Origin of the sequence: Streptomyces sp. NPDC058877 (assembly GCF_042742855.1) — a bacterium.
Taxonomy (GTDB): Bacteria; Actinomycetota; Actinomycetes; order Streptomycetales; family Streptomycetaceae; genus Streptomyces.
This window is the reverse complement of sequence record NZ_JBHYMF010000003.1, coordinates 82,495-97,721: the sequence shown is the minus strand read 5'-3', so window position 1 is coordinate 97,721 and position 15,227 is coordinate 82,495. Positions and strand designations below refer to the sequence as shown.

General features: G+C 71.4%; 16 protein-coding genes. 7 read left to right on the top strand and 9 right to left on the bottom strand.

Annotation, left to right across the window (positions count from 1 at the left end; genetic code table 11):
* Positions 1-30: 30 nt before the first annotated feature.
* A complete protein-coding gene (locus ACFW2Y_RS01675; protein WP_384871924.1) occupies positions 31-666 on the bottom strand; it encodes a uridine kinase in 636 nt (211 codons plus the stop codon).
* 112 nt (positions 667-778) lie between these two features.
* Between ACFW2Y_RS01675 and ACFW2Y_RS01670 the strand changes: the two genes are divergently transcribed.
* The gene (locus tag ACFW2Y_RS01670; protein WP_384871922.1) at positions 779-1,195 is read left to right on the top strand and encodes a VOC family protein; all 417 of its coding nucleotides are present in this window, start codon (positions 779-781) and stop codon (positions 1,193-1,195) included.
* Positions 1,196-1,352: 157 nt separating this feature from the next.
* Here ACFW2Y_RS01670 and ACFW2Y_RS01665 read toward each other — a convergent pair whose 3' ends face one another.
* Positions 1,353-2,006 (bottom strand): winged helix-turn-helix transcriptional regulator, encoded by a 654-nt coding sequence (locus ACFW2Y_RS01665; RefSeq protein ID WP_384871920.1) that lies wholly within the window; start codon positions 2,004-2,006, stop codon positions 1,353-1,355.
* Between the two features lie 91 nt (positions 2,007-2,097).
* Here ACFW2Y_RS01665 and ACFW2Y_RS01660 point away from each other — a divergent pair, with 91 nt between their 5' ends.
* The 3 genes from ACFW2Y_RS01660 (at position 2,098) to ACFW2Y_RS01650 (ending at position 4,248) form a co-directional block, all read left to right on the top strand.
* A complete protein-coding gene (locus ACFW2Y_RS01660) occupies positions 2,098-3,309 on the top strand; it encodes a pyridoxal phosphate-dependent aminotransferase (protein ID WP_384871917.1) in 1,212 nt (403 codons plus the stop codon).
* Positions 3,310-3,374: 65 nt separating this feature from the next.
* Positions 3,375-3,542 carry a hypothetical protein gene (locus tag ACFW2Y_RS01655; RefSeq protein ID WP_384871914.1) on the top strand — a complete coding sequence of 56 codons (168 nt, stop codon included), beginning with the start codon at positions 3,375-3,377 and terminating at the stop codon, positions 3,540-3,542.
* Positions 3,543-3,558: 16 nt separating this feature from the next.
* A complete protein-coding gene (locus ACFW2Y_RS01650; RefSeq protein WP_384871911.1) occupies positions 3,559-4,248 on the top strand; it encodes a DUF2293 domain-containing protein in 690 nt (229 codons plus the stop codon).
* 101 nt (positions 4,249-4,349) lie between these two features.
* Here the strand turns inward: ACFW2Y_RS01650 and ACFW2Y_RS01645 are convergent, their stop codons facing one another.
* From ACFW2Y_RS01645 to ACFW2Y_RS01635, 3 genes are all read right to left on the bottom strand, one after another.
* Entirely contained in the window at positions 4,350-5,138 is a 789-nt protein-coding gene (locus tag ACFW2Y_RS01645) for a chaplin (protein WP_384871908.1), read from the bottom strand.
* Between the two features lie 139 nt (positions 5,139-5,277).
* A complete protein-coding gene (locus tag ACFW2Y_RS01640; protein ID WP_384871905.1) occupies positions 5,278-6,549 on the bottom strand; it encodes an SWIM zinc finger family protein in 1,272 nt (423 codons plus the stop codon).
* Positions 6,546-9,362: an SNF2-related protein gene (locus ACFW2Y_RS01635; RefSeq protein WP_384871976.1), complete on the bottom strand. Its 2,817-nt coding sequence runs from the start codon at positions 9,360-9,362 to the stop codon at positions 6,546-6,548. Before ACFW2Y_RS01635 ends, ACFW2Y_RS01640 begins: the two co-directional genes overlap by 4 nt.
* Before the next feature lie 234 nt (positions 9,363-9,596).
* Here ACFW2Y_RS01635 and ACFW2Y_RS01630 point away from each other — a divergent pair, with 234 nt between their 5' ends.
* Positions 9,597-9,932, top strand: a complete 336-nt coding sequence (locus ACFW2Y_RS01630; protein ID WP_384871902.1) for a hypothetical protein — start codon at positions 9,597-9,599, stop codon at positions 9,930-9,932.
* A gap of 90 nt (positions 9,933-10,022) precedes the next feature.
* Complete coding sequence (locus ACFW2Y_RS01625; protein WP_384871899.1) at positions 10,023-10,292, top strand: DUF6343 family protein; 270 nt, start codon at positions 10,023-10,025, stop codon at positions 10,290-10,292.
* A gap of 20 nt (positions 10,293-10,312) precedes the next feature.
* Here the strand turns inward: ACFW2Y_RS01625 and ACFW2Y_RS01620 are convergent, their stop codons facing one another.
* The 4 genes from ACFW2Y_RS01620 to rpsA all read right to left on the bottom strand — a co-directional run bounded on the left by ACFW2Y_RS01620 (position 10,313) and on the right by rpsA (position 14,020).
* Positions 10,313-10,681: a tetratricopeptide repeat protein gene (locus ACFW2Y_RS01620; RefSeq protein WP_384871973.1), complete on the bottom strand. Its 369-nt coding sequence runs from the start codon at positions 10,679-10,681 to the stop codon at positions 10,313-10,315.
* 61 nt (positions 10,682-10,742) lie between these two features.
* Complete coding sequence (gene coaE, locus ACFW2Y_RS01615) at positions 10,743-11,354, bottom strand: dephospho-CoA kinase (RefSeq protein WP_384871896.1); 612 nt, start codon at positions 11,352-11,354, stop codon at positions 10,743-10,745.
* A gap of 31 nt (positions 11,355-11,385) precedes the next feature.
* The gene (locus tag ACFW2Y_RS01610; protein ID WP_384871893.1) at positions 11,386-12,324 is read right to left on the bottom strand and encodes a PAC2 family protein; all 939 of its coding nucleotides are present in this window, start codon (positions 12,322-12,324) and stop codon (positions 11,386-11,388) included.
* A 190-nt stretch (positions 12,325-12,514) separates the two neighbouring features.
* Positions 12,515-14,020: a 30S ribosomal protein S1 gene (gene rpsA, locus ACFW2Y_RS01605; protein WP_030692649.1), complete on the bottom strand. Its 1,506-nt coding sequence runs from the start codon at positions 14,018-14,020 to the stop codon at positions 12,515-12,517.
* Positions 14,021-14,367: 347 nt separating this feature from the next.
* On the opposite strand from rpsA, the gene ACFW2Y_RS01600 reads away from it, so the two are divergent.
* The gene (locus ACFW2Y_RS01600) at positions 14,368-15,207 is read left to right on the top strand and encodes a class I SAM-dependent methyltransferase (RefSeq protein WP_384871889.1); all 840 of its coding nucleotides are present in this window, start codon (positions 14,368-14,370) and stop codon (positions 15,205-15,207) included.
* Positions 15,208-15,227: the final 20 nt, after the last annotated feature.

The window sequence follows — 15,227 nt, the reverse complement described above, 5'->3', positions numbered from 1 at the left end:
GGCCGGGCATGACGGGCCGGGCCGTGGTTGCTAGCGCCGGATTCCCGTCCAGGCCGGATGCCGAGGGTCGTCGGCACGGACCACGACGTCCGCCGCCTCGCCCGGGCCGACCTCCTTCTCGTACCGGGCGAAGGCCGGCAGGGTCCAGGACTCCTCGGTGCGCCGGGCGAGGGCGGCGGGAGAAAGCCGCAGGTGCACCGTGAGGTCGAAGGGAAACCAGTGGCCGAGCAGGAAAGGTCCGTGCAGCACCAGGACCCCGCGGGGCGGCAGCGTGACGTACGGGCTGCGGGTCGCCCGGTCGGTGACCGGGTCCCACAGGTCGGACAGCACCCGACCGTTGCCCCCGGCCTCCAGGGGGCCGAAGACCTCCCGCCACAGGGCTCCGACGTCGGTCCACCCGCTGTAGTACGCGTCGGGGTCTTGCTTCCCGTACTCGAACCGGAGGGACGCGGGGCGTAGGAACCCGTCCGTCCCCGCCAGGTGGACGGAGCGCCCGCGCGTGCGCAGTTCCTTGGCGAGGAGCTCGGCGAGCTCGCCTCCGAGCGCGGCGGGCGGCCCGTCGATGCCCACCTTGAGCCACCCGTCGCCCACCGGTGCTGCGGGCGCGTCGAGGTGGCGGGCGAGTTCCTCCGCCAACCGGTCCCACGTGATCGCCTGGTATCGCATGCCCCTCATCCTGCCCCCGCTCCCGTCCCCGGTGTGCACCGGGCGGAGCGCCGACACTACGGTGACCGAGCCTGACCGACATCCGGTCAGCACTCAGAAGGGGGCCGTTCAGATGACTCGACGCCGGGAAGCCCTGCCGTACGGGGCGACCGGGGCCGTCTCGCCCTTCGGTCTCGGACTGCACCATGTGCAGCTCGCTCTGCCTCCCGGCGAGGAAGAGGTGTGCCGCCGGTTCTACGTGGACGTCCTGGGCATGACCGAGATCCAGAAGCCTCCGGTGCTCGCCGCCCGCGGCGGCCTGTGGGTGCGCGCGGACTCCCTGGAGGTCCACCTGGGCGTCGAGGAGGACTTCCGCCCCTCCCGCAAGGGGCATCCCGGCATCCTGGTCGCCGACATCGACGGCCTGGCCGAGCGACTGACCGCTCTGGGCGTCGAGGTGGCGTGGGACGACGACTTCCCGGGGCACCGGCGCTTCTACGCCGCCGACTGCCATGAGAACCGGCTTGAGTTCCTCTGCCCCGAGAAGTGACGAGCGGTGACGGGGACCGCCCCGTCACCACCGGTCGCGGTTCGCCCCGTCGCCCGCCCGAGCACCACCACGTGCACCGGGGCTGCTGCCACCGGCACGGACCTGGCCGGCGCCGACGGGCGCCGGCCAGGTGCTCCCGCAGCGGATGCGCACCCGCTCAGTCACGCGCGAGGGCCGGGGCAGCGTCCTCGGCCCCGGTGCGCACCGACCGTTCGAGCACGGCACGGCCCGATGCGAGTGCCTCGGCGAGCGTCAGCTCCCCGCCGGCCAGGGCCCGGCACACCACTGCGTCGGTCCGCAGGCGCGCATCGGGGGCATCCGTCCCACCGTCCCCGTAGGACACGCTTCCGTCCTCTTCAAGCCGGACGTGGAACTCGCCCTCGTCGAGGGTCACTTGGTAGAGGCCTGCACCCAGTTCGGCCAGTGCCCCGAGGAGCGGAATCGCGTACCAGTGGGCGCGGACCGCGTCGGTGGGCCGCGGCTCCCCGAGGTCGGGCGCACCCCAGGCGGCGAGGGCACGCAGGACGGGCAGCAGGCCCCTGCCGCGGGGGGTGAGGTCGTACACGTACGCCGAGGCGGGCGGGGGCAATCGGCGACGAGTGACGAGCTCGGCGCCCTCCATGTCCTTGAGGCGGCCGGCGAGCACGTCGGTGCTGACGCCGGGCAGATCGGCGTGGAGGTCGGTGTAGCGGCGCGGCCCGGCGAGCAGTTCGCGGACGACGAGCAGGGTCCAGCGGTCACCGACGAGGTCGAGGGCGCGCGCGGCGGCGCAGTGCTGGTCGTAACTGCGGCGGCGTGGCTGACGTGGCATGCGACGCAGTCTAGACAGGTTGTTGGACTTTCCAAGCTGGAACTTGGTAAAACCAAGCAACACTGATTCCGGGGACCTGGGGAGGTCGGGCATGGAGTTCCGGCAGTCGAGCAAACTGAGTGAAGTCTGTTACGAGATCCGCGGCCCGGTCATCGAGCACGCCAATGCACTGGAGGAAGCAGGGCACAGCGTCCTGCGCCTGAACACCGGCAATCCCGCCCTCTTCGGCTTCGAAGCGCCCGAGGAGATCGTCCAGGACATGATCCGGATGCTCCCCAAGGCCCACGGGTACACCGATTCGCGCGGCATCCTCTCCGCCCGCCGCGCCGTGGCCCAGCGCTACCAGTCCATGGGGCTGCCCGAAGTGGACGTCGACGACGTCTTCCTCGGCAACGGCGTCTCCGAACTCGTGTCGATGGCCGTCCAGGCCCTCCTGGAGGACGGCGACGAAATCCTGATCCCGGCGCCGGACTTCCCGCTGTGGACGGCCACCACCACCCTCGCGGGCGGGAAGGCCGTGCACTACCTCTGCGACGAAGCGGCCGACTGGTACCCGGACCTCGACGACATGGCGTCGAAGATCACCGATCGGACCCGCGCCGTCGTCATCATCAACCCCAACAACCCCACCGGCGCGGTCTACCCGAAGGAGATCGTCGAGGGCATCCTCGACCTCGCCCGCCGCCACCACCTCATGGTCTTCGCCGACGAGATCTACGACCAGATCGTGTACGACGAGGCCGTCCACTATCCCGCCGCCTCCCTCGCCACCGACCTGGTGGTGCTCACCTTCGGCGGGCTCTCCAAGACCTACCGCGTCGCGGGCTTCCGGTCCGGCTGGCTGGTCGTCACCGGACCCAAGCAGCACGCCAAGAACTATCTGGAGGGCCTCACCATGCTGGCCTCCATGCGGCTCTGCCCCAACGCCCCCGCCCAGTACGCCATCCAGGCCGCTCTCGGCGGCCGACAGTCGATCCACGAACTGTGCGCCCCCGGCGGTCGGCTCCGCGAACAGCGTGATCGGGCCTGGGAGAGGCTCAACGAGATCCCGGGCGTCTCCTGCGTGAAGCCCAAGGGGGCCCTCTACGCCTTCCCCCGCATCGACCCCGCCGTGCACAAGATCCACGACGACGAGAAGTTCGTCCTCGACCTGCTCCTGCGCGAGAAGATCCAGGTCGTGCAGGGAACCGGTTTCAACTGGCCGCGCCCGGACCACTTCCGCATCCTGACCCTGCCGTACGCCGACGACCTCGATGCCGCGATCAGCCGCATCGGCCGGTTCCTGAGCGGGTACCGGCAGTGACGTCCGGCCCTCCCGGCTGCCATGATCTACAGGTCGGGAGTCGACGGAAGCAGAGGGGCGGCCCCATGGACGCGAGGCTGACGGCAGTGGCGGAAGTCCCGTTGGGCGTCGCCCCCGCGCACCGCTCCCCGGCTCGCACCACCCGGCGCACGGCCGGTCCCGCACGCGCCGGACGGCTCCGGCAGGAGCGGACCGCCCGGTGCGCCACCGCTGCCGCACCCGACGTCCGCTGAGCGGGGGGGAGCAGTCGTGGACCTCGTCGCCCCCGTCGTCGTGGAGCCGCTCCGGCGCCGACGCTGCTCCGAGTGCCACCGAGGGCCGCTGGAGCGCATGATCGTCGAGTTCAACGCACCGCTCTGCCTGGACTGCGCGGACCTCGGCCATCTGGTCTTCCTGCGCCGGGGCGACACGGCGCTCACCCGCCGGGCCCGCGAGGCCAGCACGCTCTGGGCCGTGGTCGTACGACACAACAGGCGTCGCACCCGGTACGAACGGCAGGGCCTCCTCGTCGAGGAGGCGGCCCTCGCCGAGGCGGAGCGGGCCTGCCTCGCGGACGCCGAAGCACGGGCTGCACGACGTGCCCGCGACGCCGAGCGGCGCGCGGCCCTGGATGCCGGGGTCACCGCAACCTTGCAGCGGGAGATCCTGCGGCTCTTCCCGTCCTGCCCGGTGGACCGGGCCACGGAGATCGCCGTACACGCCTCGGCGAAGGGCAGCGGGCGAGTGGGGCGCACGGCCGCGGGCCGCTCGCTCGACCGCGGTGCGGTCACCGCCGCGGTGCGGGCTTCCGTACGACACGTCGACACCCCGTACGACTCCCTGCTGATGCTCGGGGTGCCACGGCACCAGGCCCGGACGAGGGTCGCACCCGCCATCGAGGCGGTGCTCCGGGCCTGGCGCCTGAACGGCGGTTCCGCGGACGGCCGGGAACAGGGCTGACGGCTCGGGCGTCAGCCCTCTTCGACCGGGCCGTGCGCGGAGCACCCCTCGCGCCCTCCGCCGAGGACACGGCCTCAGGCCCCGGCCCGAAGAGGCGGGTCTCAGGCCTGGTCGCCGGTGCGGCGCCCCCGGCGGTACAGCAGGGCGCCACCGAGGAGCAGTGCGGCGCTTGCGGAAGCGGCGTAGCCCATGGAGTCCGAACCCGTCGAAGCCAGCGAGACCGTGCTCGTCTCGCCCTGCGGAACGGGGGCAGGGGCGGGGGGCACGGTCTCCGCGCGGGGCATCGGCACGTTCCGCACGGGGGTCTGCGGGCGCGGCGTCGGCGTCTCGACCGGCTGCTCGGTCTCGGCGGGGCCGTTGACCGAGGTGTTGCCGAAGACCGGGTTGGCGATGCCGACGACGTTGACCGAGTTCCCGCTGATGTTCACGGGGAGATCGACGGGCAGCTGGATCCCGTTCCCGGAGAGCACACCGGGGGAACCCTCGGTACGACCTTCGGCGCTGGAACCACCGCCGTTGGAGGAGCCGCCCGTCGCGGAGCCGCCCCCGTGGGAGCCACCGGCTTGTTCCCCACCGCGCGGAGTGCCGGGCTCGTCCTTGTGGGAGCCGGCACCGCTGTCGTCCGACCCGTAACCTTCGGGCTCCGCGGATCGGTTGGCGCAGCTGTTGCCGGCAGCCGGGTTGAGCAGTCCGACGACGTTGACCGTGTTGCCGCAGGCGTTGACCGGCACGTGCACCGGCAACTGGATCGTGTTGCCGGAACCGACTCCCGGCGATCCGACCGCGGCACCCTGGGCACCCGCGTCGGCGTGCGCGGCGCCCGCCGAGAGGGCGAGCGTTCCACCCGTGACCAACAGTGCGGCCAGACCGCTTCGGCGAATCTGCCTCATGGCTTCCTGCCTTCCGGAGGTGTGCACGGGCAAGTGCCCGTACCGGAATCAACGCGACAAACGTGCGCACCGGATCCGACCGCTGGCGGGTTTCACTCCATCGAGTGGGGAGCCGCTCGGGTGTCGGATGACCGTCCGATCAACGCCTCAGGAGACCGGCGAGGGCACCGACCGGGTCCCGATCGGGAGCACCGCGCGGCCACCAGTCTTCACGGCCGGCATCCGACTCATAGCCGTACCAGAGGCCGTCACGTCCGAGACGGAGCTGGAGCGACTCTCCGGAGAGCCGGTTGCGCCAGGGACGGAACGCGGGAAAGTCTGCAGCGAGCAGTGCGGGTCTGGCCCGGTCGAAGGGACCCGCAGGCGGGTCCCAGGGCTCTTCGAGCACGGCGAGGCCGTCGGGACCGCCCTGCCGCCAGGCCGCAACGGCCCGGGCGAGGTCCGTCGGGGTGCGGCCGAGGGCACGTGCCAGGTCGCGGTAGAGCGCGCGGGACGAGGCGGTGAGCCCCGAGCCCGGGTACGCGGCGGCAAGCCGGACCGCGTCCTGCCAGGGAGTGAGCACGGCGACCGGATCGTGACCGGTGGCGAGGAAGGCATGGGCGCGGGCGGCGGCCTCGGTGGCGAGCAGGTCGAGGGCGAGCGGGTCGGGGGCTTCCGGGTCCGGTGGGAAGACGGCCGGACGACCGGGCCGATCGGGTACCGGCAGCTCGGGCGGCAGCGACGGAAGCAGGGACCCGGTGGCCGCGGCAAGCACGGTGCGGGCGGTCACCGTGGGCATCGGCGGGACGACGGCACCCGACTCGGCCGCGGACCGTACGGTGTTGCGCCGGGCCAGCTCGGCAAGTAGCTCCTGCTCCCCCCTGCCACGCATCAGGAAGAGGACGAACGGGTCCTCGTCGAGAAGGCGCGCCGCCTGGTAACAAAGGGCAGCGGCGTGCTTGCAGGGGTAGCCGTCGTCCGGGCACGAGCAGTCGGGGACGAGATCGCCCGGCGCCGGCAAGAGCCCCGCAACCGCCTCCAGGGCGTGCGGCACGTCCTTGTCGAGGAGGGCTGCCATGTGGTCGGGACGGGCGGTGGCCTCGTCGAGGAAGCGCTCCCAGCCGTCGTCGCCGAGGGTCCGCATCCTGATCTCGGTGCGGTACGGGCGGGGTCTGCTGCCGTGGACGTAGGCGACGACCCGGCCGGGGGTGACCGTGATCGCGTCCACATGGCCACGCCCCGCGTACGCCTCGCCGCGCGCGAGGCGGGCGGGGTCGAGGGCGCTGCCCTCCAGGGCCGCGACCCAGGCGTTTCCCCACCAGGTCGCGGCGAACCGCCCGTCAGGAGCCGAACGCGGCACGAGCTGCGGGAAGCTGCGTCGGCGGTCGTCATGGCGGGGGACGGCCCCCCGCGTGCTCCGTGCACGGTTCACGAGGGCCTCCTCAGGGACACGAGATCGGCGAGTTCCCGGTCGGTGAGTTCGGTGAGGGCGGCCTCTCCGGAGCCGAGGACGGAGTCGGCCAAGGCCCGTTTGCTGCGGAGCATCTCGGCGATGCGGTCCTCGACCGTTCCCTCGGCGATGAGCCGGTGCACCTGGACGGGCTGGGTCTGCCCGATGCGGTAGGCGCGGTCGGTGGCCTGCTCTTCGACCGCCGGGTTCCACCAGCGGTCGTAGTGGATGACATGACCGGCCCGAGTGAGGTTGAGTCCGGTGCCCGCGGCCTTCAAGGAGAGTAGGAAGACGGGGACCTCGCCGGCCTGGAACCGGTCGACCATCCGCTCCCGCTCGGCCACCGGGGTTCCGCCGTGCAGGAGTTGGACCGGGATGCCGCGTCCGGACAGATGGTCGGCGAGGAGCCGCGCCATCGAAACGTACTGGGTGAAGACGAGTACGGCCCCGTCCTCGGCGAGGATCGTGTCGAGCAGTTCGTCGAGCAGGGCGAGCTTTCCGGACCGGCCCGCGAGCCGAACAGGCCCATCGCCCCGCGTCCCTTGCGCCCTGAGGTACTGCGCGGGGTGGTTGCAGATCTGTTTGAGGGAGGTGAGGAGGCTCATGACGAGGCCGCGGCGGGCCATGCCCTCGGCGCCCTCGATCTTGGCCATCGTCTCGCGGACGAGCGCCTCGTAGAGGGAGGCCTGTTCTCGGGTGAGGGCGACGGGGTGGTCGGACTCCGTCTTGGGCGGGAGCTCGGGGACGATGCCCGGGTCCGTCTTGCGGCGGCGCAGCAGGAAGGGGCGCACCAAGCGGGCGAGCCGCTCGACCGCCTCGTCGTGCTCGACCTCCTCGTGGTTCTCCACGGCACGGGCGTGACGGGAACGGAAGGCCTTGAGCGGGCCGAGCAGGCCGGGAGTGGTCCAGTCCAGGAGGGCCCAGAGCTCGGAGAGGTTGTTCTCCACGGGCGTGCCGGTCAAGGCGACCCTGGCGGGCGCCGGGATCTCCCTCAGCGCCTTGGCCGTCGCGGAGAACGGATTCTTGACGTGCTGGGCCTCGTCGGCGACGACCATTCCCCATCGCTGCTCGGCAAGTCGGGCGGCGCTGGTGCGCAGGGTGCCGTAGGTGGTGAGGACGAAGCCGCCCTCGGTTCCTTCGAGGTCCCGGTCGGTGCCGTGAAAACGTCGGACGGACACCTCCGGGGCGAACTTCTGCACCTCGCGCTGCCAGTTTCCCAGGAGGGAGGCCGGACAGACGACGAGGGTGGGAGCACTGCGGGCACGGCGGAGGTGGAGGGCGATGAGGGTCACCGTCTTGCCGAGCCCCATGTCATCGGCGAGACAGCCGCCGAGGCCGAGCGAGGTCATCAGGTCCAACCAGGCGAGGCCCCGGAGCTGGTAGTCACGCAGGGTGGCGGTGAGGCCGGGTGGGGCCGGTACGTCATCGGGGCCGGCCAACAGCCGGTCCCGGAGCTCGGCGAGCGCCCCGACGGGCACGGCGGGGACGGTCTCTCCGTCGACCCGGGCGGTACCGGTGAGTGCGGCGGCAAGGGCATCGACCGGTTCGAGGAGGCCGAGTTCCCTCTTGCGGGCCTTGCGGACGAGGACGGGGTCGACGACCACCCACTGGTCTCGAAGGCGCACGATCGGCCGATGGGCCTCCGCGAGCAGGTCCATCTCGCGTTCGGTCAATGGATCGCCGTCCAGCGCAAGCTGCCAGTCGAACCGCAGAAGCTCTTCGCCGTCGAGGAAGGAGGTGCCGTCGGTGGCGGAGCCGGGGGCGGTGTGGGCAGGGCGAACCACGGCGGAGGCGCTGAGCGAGCGGGCGAGTTCGCGCGGCCAGTGCAGGGCCACGCCCGCGTCGGCGAGCAAGACAGCCGCGGGGCCCAGCAATTCGTACAGCTCGTCCTCGGTGACGGCGAGGACGTCGGGCACGTCCCGCTCCAGGAGCCGGGAGAGCGGTGGCCAGACACGGGCGGCCCGACGCAGTGCGAGGACGGCATCGACCCTCGCGCGGGGACCGAGGTGCTCACCGCCTCCCGCCCACAGGTCGGCGGCGTCGATCACCAGGGTGGGATCGGCAAGGCTGTGGACCTGGAGGAGCGCAGCGGCGGCATGCCGGGAAGCACCCTCCGTTGCGCCGTCGGCACCGGTCGCGTCGAAGAGCGCGTAGGGCGACAGGTCGAGGCGGAGCGAGACCCGTACCCCTGCGTCCATCCCGGCCGCTGCCTCGGCGGCCCAGACGCGCGCGCGGGGCAGGTGCTGTGGGGCCCGTGCCGCGAACGGCGCCCCGACGGCGTGGGCGGCGGCCGGGGTGCGCGGCAGGACGTCGGCGACCGCATCGAGGAAGGCACGCACGAGTGCCTCGGGCTCGGGCAGCCGCAGCGGACCGCGTCCGGGCACCGGTACCGCGTAGGCCTCGTAGGGCAGGGCAGCGGCGACGGCCCGCACATGGGCGATGTCCTCGGCACCCAGTGGGCCGGCGCGCCAGGCGTCCAGGTCATCGGCGGTGAGCCCCGGCAGCAGCCGGCCGCGTGCGGTCAGGTGCAGGGCGTGCAGGGCGGCCGCTCCCCAGCCGGCCGAGGCGGGGTGCGCGGCCGGGTGGCGACGGGCCGCAACGAGATGGGGCAGGGCGGCCTCGACCGGAAGGATCAGCGCGGGCACGGACCGGCTGCGGGCGCCGCTGCCGTGTCGCCGCACCACGGTGAGCTCGCTCCCCGCCGGCTCCGGCAGTGCCCTGCCGTCGGGCGCCCAGAAGGCGACCCGGCCGTCACGGGGAAGGGCGGCCGGCAGGAAGACGGCGGCGCTGGTCATCCAGGTGTGCGTCACGACTCTGCTCTCCTCCCGCCGCACGGCGTCGCTCCGGGTGTCGGGCCGGAACACCGACTGGATCCGACCTTACGGGTGGCATCTGACAACGGCCGCCGTGCGGCTTCCCCCGGACGGCGCAGCAGCGGATGACACGACGGCGCGGAGCCGGCATGGTGGCCTGGACCGGGGGTGCCGCCGCCCCACGCTTCCGTGGAACACGACAGAAGAGGATCCGCCATGTCCGCTCGCCGGCGTCTCACGACCGCCATCGGGGCCGTGCTGCTCACCCTCGCCGTCGCCGGCTGCTCGGGGCTCGGCCGTACCGCCGTGGGCACCATCGCGTACGAAACGGAACGCGAAGTGGCAGTGGTCGTGACGAGTCCCTCCGTGAAGGGCTGCCACCGCCTCGCGCCCTCGGGCGTGACCAAGGTCGAGAACAACACCCTGGTCGACATCGTGCTCTACCCCACCCGCAACTGCCAGGGGAAGGAGTCCATCTACGTGCCCACCAACACCAGCAACCGGGTCGCGCCGGGGGCCCTGCCCTGGCGCAGCTACAGCACCATCCACTGAGGGGCCCCACCCCCACGGCCGCGTTCCGTTTCTCCCGCCCCGGGTACATGCTGGAAGTGACCTCGGGCCCCGAGGGGAGATGCGACCGTCATGCGAACCGGGAACGAGCCGGCGAACGCGCGGAGCGCCCTGCGCCTGCGGTTCTGGCTGAGCCTCTGGGGGCTGCTCTGGGCGGCCTTCGGAACGACCGTGTTCTCACTGGTGGGGCGGCCCGGCTGGGCGGCGGCCTGCGGGGTGCTCTTCGTGGTGGTCGCGGTCGACCTGACGATGGTGCTGCGCCACCTCCACCAAGGGCCGCACTGGCAGCCGGGCCGGAACATCCCCCCGTACGAGCCCGACCGCGGCGGCAGAAGACGCTGACGGCCCGCCCTCGAGACCGATCAGCCCCCGGAGTCGAAGCCCGCTGCCCTGAGGTATTCCGGCTTCGGGTCGAGCGCTGCGGCGAGACGGAAGTGCCGCGTGGCCCGGGCGGTGTTGCCAGCGCGCTCGAAGGTCCGGGCCAGCGCGAAGTGGGCGAAGGCATTGTCTGGTTCGCGCTCCAGCACCAGCTCGAATTCGAGCTGTGCGGGGCGAAGCTGCGCAGCGGCGAAGAACGCCCGGGCTCGCAACAGGCGCGCGGCCGTGTTCTCGGGGTGGGCGGCGATCACCGAGTCCAACAGCTTCACGGCACCACGGGGGTCCCGCGCGGCCAGCAGGTGCTCGGCGGCGCGAAAGTCAATGACGTGCGTTTCCGGGTTCCTGTCGGCCACGATGGCATCCTTCCCCTCGATCCGGCGGTTGAACACCGGACCTGACGGTCGCATTCCGTGGCTATTGCCCGTCGGCAGCCTCGGAGCGGCGCTCCAGTTCCTCCCAGACCTTCCGCACCTGGGGCTCCAGCGCATCGAGCGGTCCGTCGTTGTCGATCACGAGGTCTGCGACGGCCAGCCGTTGCGCGCGGGTGGCCTGGGCTCCCATCCGTGCCCTGGCCTCGGGCTCCGCCATGCCGCGGAGTCGAACCAGCCGGTCGAGCTGGGTCTCCGGGGACGCGTCCACGACCACGACCAGGTCGTACAGCGGCGCGAGCCCGTTCTCGGTGAGCAGCGGCACGTCGTGGACGACGACGTCCCCGGCACCGGCACGCTCCTCCAGCTCCGCCGACCTGGCCCCGACCAGCGGGTGGACGATGGCGTTGAGGGCCGCCAGGCGGTCGGCGTCGGCGAACACGACGGAACCGAGCTTGGGACGGTCGAGCGTTCCCTCCGCAGTGAGGACGTCCTCCCCGAAGGCCTCCACGATGGCCGCCAACCCAGGAGTCCCCGGCTCGACGACCTCGCGCGCGATCCGGTCAGCGTCGATCAGCACGGCACCGTAGGAGACGAACAGCCGTGACACTTCGCTCTTGCCGGCGCCGATCCCGCCGGTCAGGCCCACCTTCAGCATGAGCGGCAGCTTAGGGCCTGCCCCGGTGGGACTACGCGTCGCCCTCCCGCTCCGCGAGGAAGCGCTCGAACTCGCGGCCCAGTTCGTCCGCCGACGGCAGGTCGACGGGCTCGGCGACCAGGCTGCCCCGCGTCTCGGCACCGGCAGCCGCGTCGTACTGGTGTTCAAGGCCCTGCACGAGGGCGACCAGCTCCTCGTCGCCCTCGCCGATCTGGCGGTCGATCTCGGTCTGGGTGCGGCGGGCTTCGGTCCGCAGCGAGTGGGCGATGCCCGGAAGGACGAGTCCGGTGGCGGCGGTGACGGCCTCGAGGGCCGTCAGGGCCGCGTCCGGGTAGGGGGACCGGGCCACGTAGTGCGGCACGTGGGCGGCGACACCGAGGGTGTCGTGGCCGGCTTCGGTGAGCCGGTACTCGACGAGGGACTCGGCGCTGCCGGGAACCTGGGCCTCGTCGAAGGGGCTGCGGTGGCCCGGCATGAGGTCGACCCGACTCCCGTGGGGGGTGAGGCCGACCGGGCGGGTGTGCGGGACGCCCATGGGGATGCCGTGGAAGTTGACGGAGAGGCGCACTCCGAGACGCTCCACGATCTGTCGGACCGCGACGGAGAAGCGCTCCCACTCCACGTCGGGCTCCGGTCCGGAGAGGACGAGGAAGGGTGCGCCGGTGGCGTCCTGGACGAGGCGGACCTCGATGGACGGCGTCTCGTACGCGGCCCATCGGTCGCGTCGGAAGGTCAGCAGGGGACGACGGGCCCGGTAGTCCACCAGCCGGTCGTGGTCGAAGCGGGCCACCAGTTGGTGGGGCAGGGTGTCGAGCAGCTGGTCGACGATCTGCTCACCGGTCTCGCCCGCATCGATGTAGCCGTCGAAGTGGTACAGCATGACCAGGCCGGCCGACTCCTGTGCCAGGGCCAGGTCGACGACGGCCACGCCCTTCGGGTCCCATTCGTACAACTCCTGCGGATCAAGCACGATTACCGCTCCTCCTCGTGTCCTCTCTGAGAACGCCGTCCACGGCACGGCCATTCCCGGCCCCGTGATCTTCCGGGGAAGAATCCGAGCGCTCCCGAAGGGAAAGGTCACCGGGAACGGCCGAGGCCCACTCCCCGCGTGGGGAGTGGGCCTCGGTTCGCTAGCGGCTAACGCTCAGCGGAGAGCCTGTTCAGCTCTGGCCGCCGGCGAGCTTCTCGCGGAGGGCGGCGAGCGCCTCGTCCGACGCCAGGGCGCCGGAGTTGTCGTCCGACTCCGAGGAGTACGAACCGCCCGAGATGCCCGCACCGGCGTTGCCGGCGGCCGGGGCGGCAGCGCCCTCGGCAGCGGCGGCCTCGTCGGCCTCGCGGGACTTGATGACCTGGGCCTGGTGCTGCTCGAAACGAGCCTGCGCCTCGGCGTACTGGGTCTCCCACGCCTCGCGCTGGGCCTCGTAGCCCTCGAGCCAGTCGTTGGTCTCGGGGTCGAAGCCCTCGGGGTAGATGTAGTTGCCCTGGTCGTCGTAGGACGCGGCCATGCCGTACAGGGTCGGGTCGAACTCGACCGAGGCCGGGTCGGCACCGAAGGACTCGTTGGCCTGCTTCAGCGAGAGGCTGATACGACGGCGCTCGAGGTCGATGTCGATGACCTTGACGAAGATCTCGTCGTTGACCTGGACGACCTGCTCCGGGATCTCCACGTGGCGCTCGGCCAGCTCGGAGATGTGGACCAGGCCCTCGATGCCCTCGTCCACGCGGACGAACGCACCGAACGGAACCAGCTTGGTGACCTTACCCGGGACGACCTGACCGATCTGGTGGGTCCGGGCGAACTGCTGCCACGGGTCCTCCTGGGTCGCCTTCAGCGACAGGGAGACGCGCTCGCGGTCCATGTCCACGTCGAGGACCTCGACGGTGACCTCCTGGCCGACCTCGACGACCTCGGACGGGTGGTCGATGTGCTTCCAGGACAGCTCGGAGACGTGGACGAGACCGTCGACGCCGCCCAGGTCCACGAAGGCACCGAAGTTGACGATCGAGGACACGACGCCGGAACGGACCTGACCCTTCTGGAGGGTCGTGAGGAAGGTCTGGCGGACCTCGGACTGGGTCTGCTCCAGCCAGGCACGGCGGGACAGGACCACGTTGTTGCGGTTCTTGTCCAGCTCGATGATCTTCGCCTCGAGCTCCTTGCCCACGTAGGGCTGGAGGTCGCGGACACGACGCATCTCGACCAGGGAGGCCGGGAGGAAGCCGCGGAGGCCGATGTCGAGGATGAGACCACCCTTGACGACCTCGATGACGGTACCGGTGACGATGCCGTCCTCTTCCTTGATCTTCTCGATGGTGCCCCAGGCACGCTCGTACTGAGCGCGCTTCTTCGAGAGGATCAGGCGGCCTTCCTTGTCCTCCTTCTGGAGAACCAGGGCCTCGATCTCGTCGCCGACCTTGACGACCTCGTTCGGGTCGACGTCGTGCTTGATGGAGAGCTCGCGGCTCGGGATGACACCTTCGGTCTTGTAACCGATGTCGAGCAGGACCTCGTCCCGGTCGACCTTCACGATGACGCCGTCGACGATGTCGCCGTCGTTGAAGTACTTGATCGTCTCGTCGATCGCGGCGAGGAAGGCTTCCTCGTTACCGATGTCGTTGACCGCAACCTGCGGGGTGGTGGCGGTGGTCTCGGTGCTGCTCGTCATGTGGGAAAGGGCTCCGGTTACGGACAGAAAGTCGTAGGTACTGCTACGCCGAGAGCCCGTATCGCACCAAGAAGCCGGACAGCCAATGAAGCGCCCCTTCCGCGAACGGCAGAGGGCCTCGAAAACCGAGGGGACATACAACAGGTACGAGCGCGGCCTGCTCCGTCTGAGGCGCGCAAGCCCGCAGCGCAACCTTTAGCATACGGGGGCGGCCGGACAGGGTCAATGCGCGAAGCGCGCACCCGGGACGGATCCACTCGATTCCGGCACCACACACGTCCTTTGCGCCGTCACGGCGGAGGTCCGCCGCACAGCTGCACTGAGCGCAAACTACATCGGCGGGCGAGATGAACCAAGAGTACGGACACGAAGACGCGGTCGACGGGGACGCCGACGAGGCGGAAGCGACCCGACGTGACGCGGGGGACGCGGAGAGCAGCCGGGCGAGCCGCGGATGGTGGGATCGGAACGCCGACGAGTACCAGAGCGATCACGGCTCCTTCCTGGGTGACGACCGGTTCGTGTGGGGCCCCGAGGGACTCGACGAGGCCGAAGCAGGACTGCTCGGCCCCGCCGGCTCCCTGAAGGGCCTGGACGTGCTGGAGATCGGCGCGGGCGCGGCGCAGTGTTCGCGGTGGCTGGTCGCGCAGGGCGCACGACCGGTGGCACTCGACCTTTCGCACCGGCAACTCCAGCACGCACTGCGGATCGGTGGCGAGGTGCCGCTGGTGGAGGCGGATGCCGGGGCGCTGCCCTTCCGGGACGGCTCCTTCGATCTGGCGTGCTCGGCGTACGGCGCGGTGCCGTTCGTCGCCGACCCGGTGCGGGTCTTCCGCGAAGTGCGCCGGGTGCTGCGGCCGGGCGGCCGTTGGGTGTTCTCGGTGACGCACCCGATCCGCTGGGCCTTCCCGGACGAGCCGGGCCCGGAAGGGCTGTCGGTCGCCGCCTCCTACTTCGACCGCACCCCGTACGTCGAGCAGGACGAACAGGGGCGGGCCGTGTACGTGGAGCACCACCGGACGCTCGGGGACCGGGTGCGGGACGTGGTGGCCGGAGGCTTCCGGCTCCTGGACCTGGTCGAGCCGGAGTGGCCGGCCTGGAACAACCAGGAGTGGGGCGGCTGGTCCCCGCTCCGGGGCAATCTGATCCCCGGCACCGCGATCTTCGTCTGCGAGCGGAACGACTGATCCTCCGGGGGTGGACACAC

Bases quoted from the DNA above. Each gene is read 5' to 3' on its own strand.
- ACFW2Y_RS01675 (WP_384871924.1), bottom strand. From the start codon at position 666: ATGCGATACCAGGCGATCACGTGGGACCGGTTGGCGGAGGAACTCGCC.
- ACFW2Y_RS01670 (WP_384871922.1), top strand. From the start codon at position 779: ATGACTCGACGCCGGGAAGCCCTGCCGTACGGGGCGACCGGGGCCGTC.
- ACFW2Y_RS01665 (WP_384871920.1), bottom strand. From the start codon at position 2,006: ATGCCACGTCAGCCACGCCGCCGCAGTTACGACCAGCACTGCGCCGCC.
- ACFW2Y_RS01660 (WP_384871917.1), top strand. From the start codon at position 2,098: ATGGAGTTCCGGCAGTCGAGCAAACTGAGTGAAGTCTGTTACGAGATC.
- ACFW2Y_RS01655 (WP_384871914.1), top strand. From the start codon at position 3,375: ATGGACGCGAGGCTGACGGCAGTGGCGGAAGTCCCGTTGGGCGTCGCC.
- ACFW2Y_RS01645 (WP_384871908.1), bottom strand. From the start codon at position 5,138: ATGAGGCAGATTCGCCGAAGCGGTCTGGCCGCACTGTTGGTCACGGGT.
- ACFW2Y_RS01635 (WP_384871976.1), bottom strand. From the start codon at position 9,362: ATGACCAGCGCCGCCGTCTTCCTGCCGGCCGCCCTTCCCCGTGACGGC.
- ACFW2Y_RS01630 (WP_384871902.1), top strand. From the start codon at position 9,597: ATGTCCGCTCGCCGGCGTCTCACGACCGCCATCGGGGCCGTGCTGCTC.
- ACFW2Y_RS01625 (WP_384871899.1), top strand. From the start codon at position 10,023: ATGCGAACCGGGAACGAGCCGGCGAACGCGCGGAGCGCCCTGCGCCTG.
- coaE (WP_384871896.1), bottom strand. From the start codon at position 11,354: ATGCTGAAGGTGGGCCTGACCGGCGGGATCGGCGCCGGCAAGAGCGAA.
- rpsA (WP_030692649.1), bottom strand. From the start codon at position 14,020: ATGACGAGCAGCACCGAGACCACCGCCACCACCCCGCAGGTTGCGGTC.
- ACFW2Y_RS01600 (WP_384871889.1), top strand. From the start codon at position 14,368: ATGAACCAAGAGTACGGACACGAAGACGCGGTCGACGGGGACGCCGAC.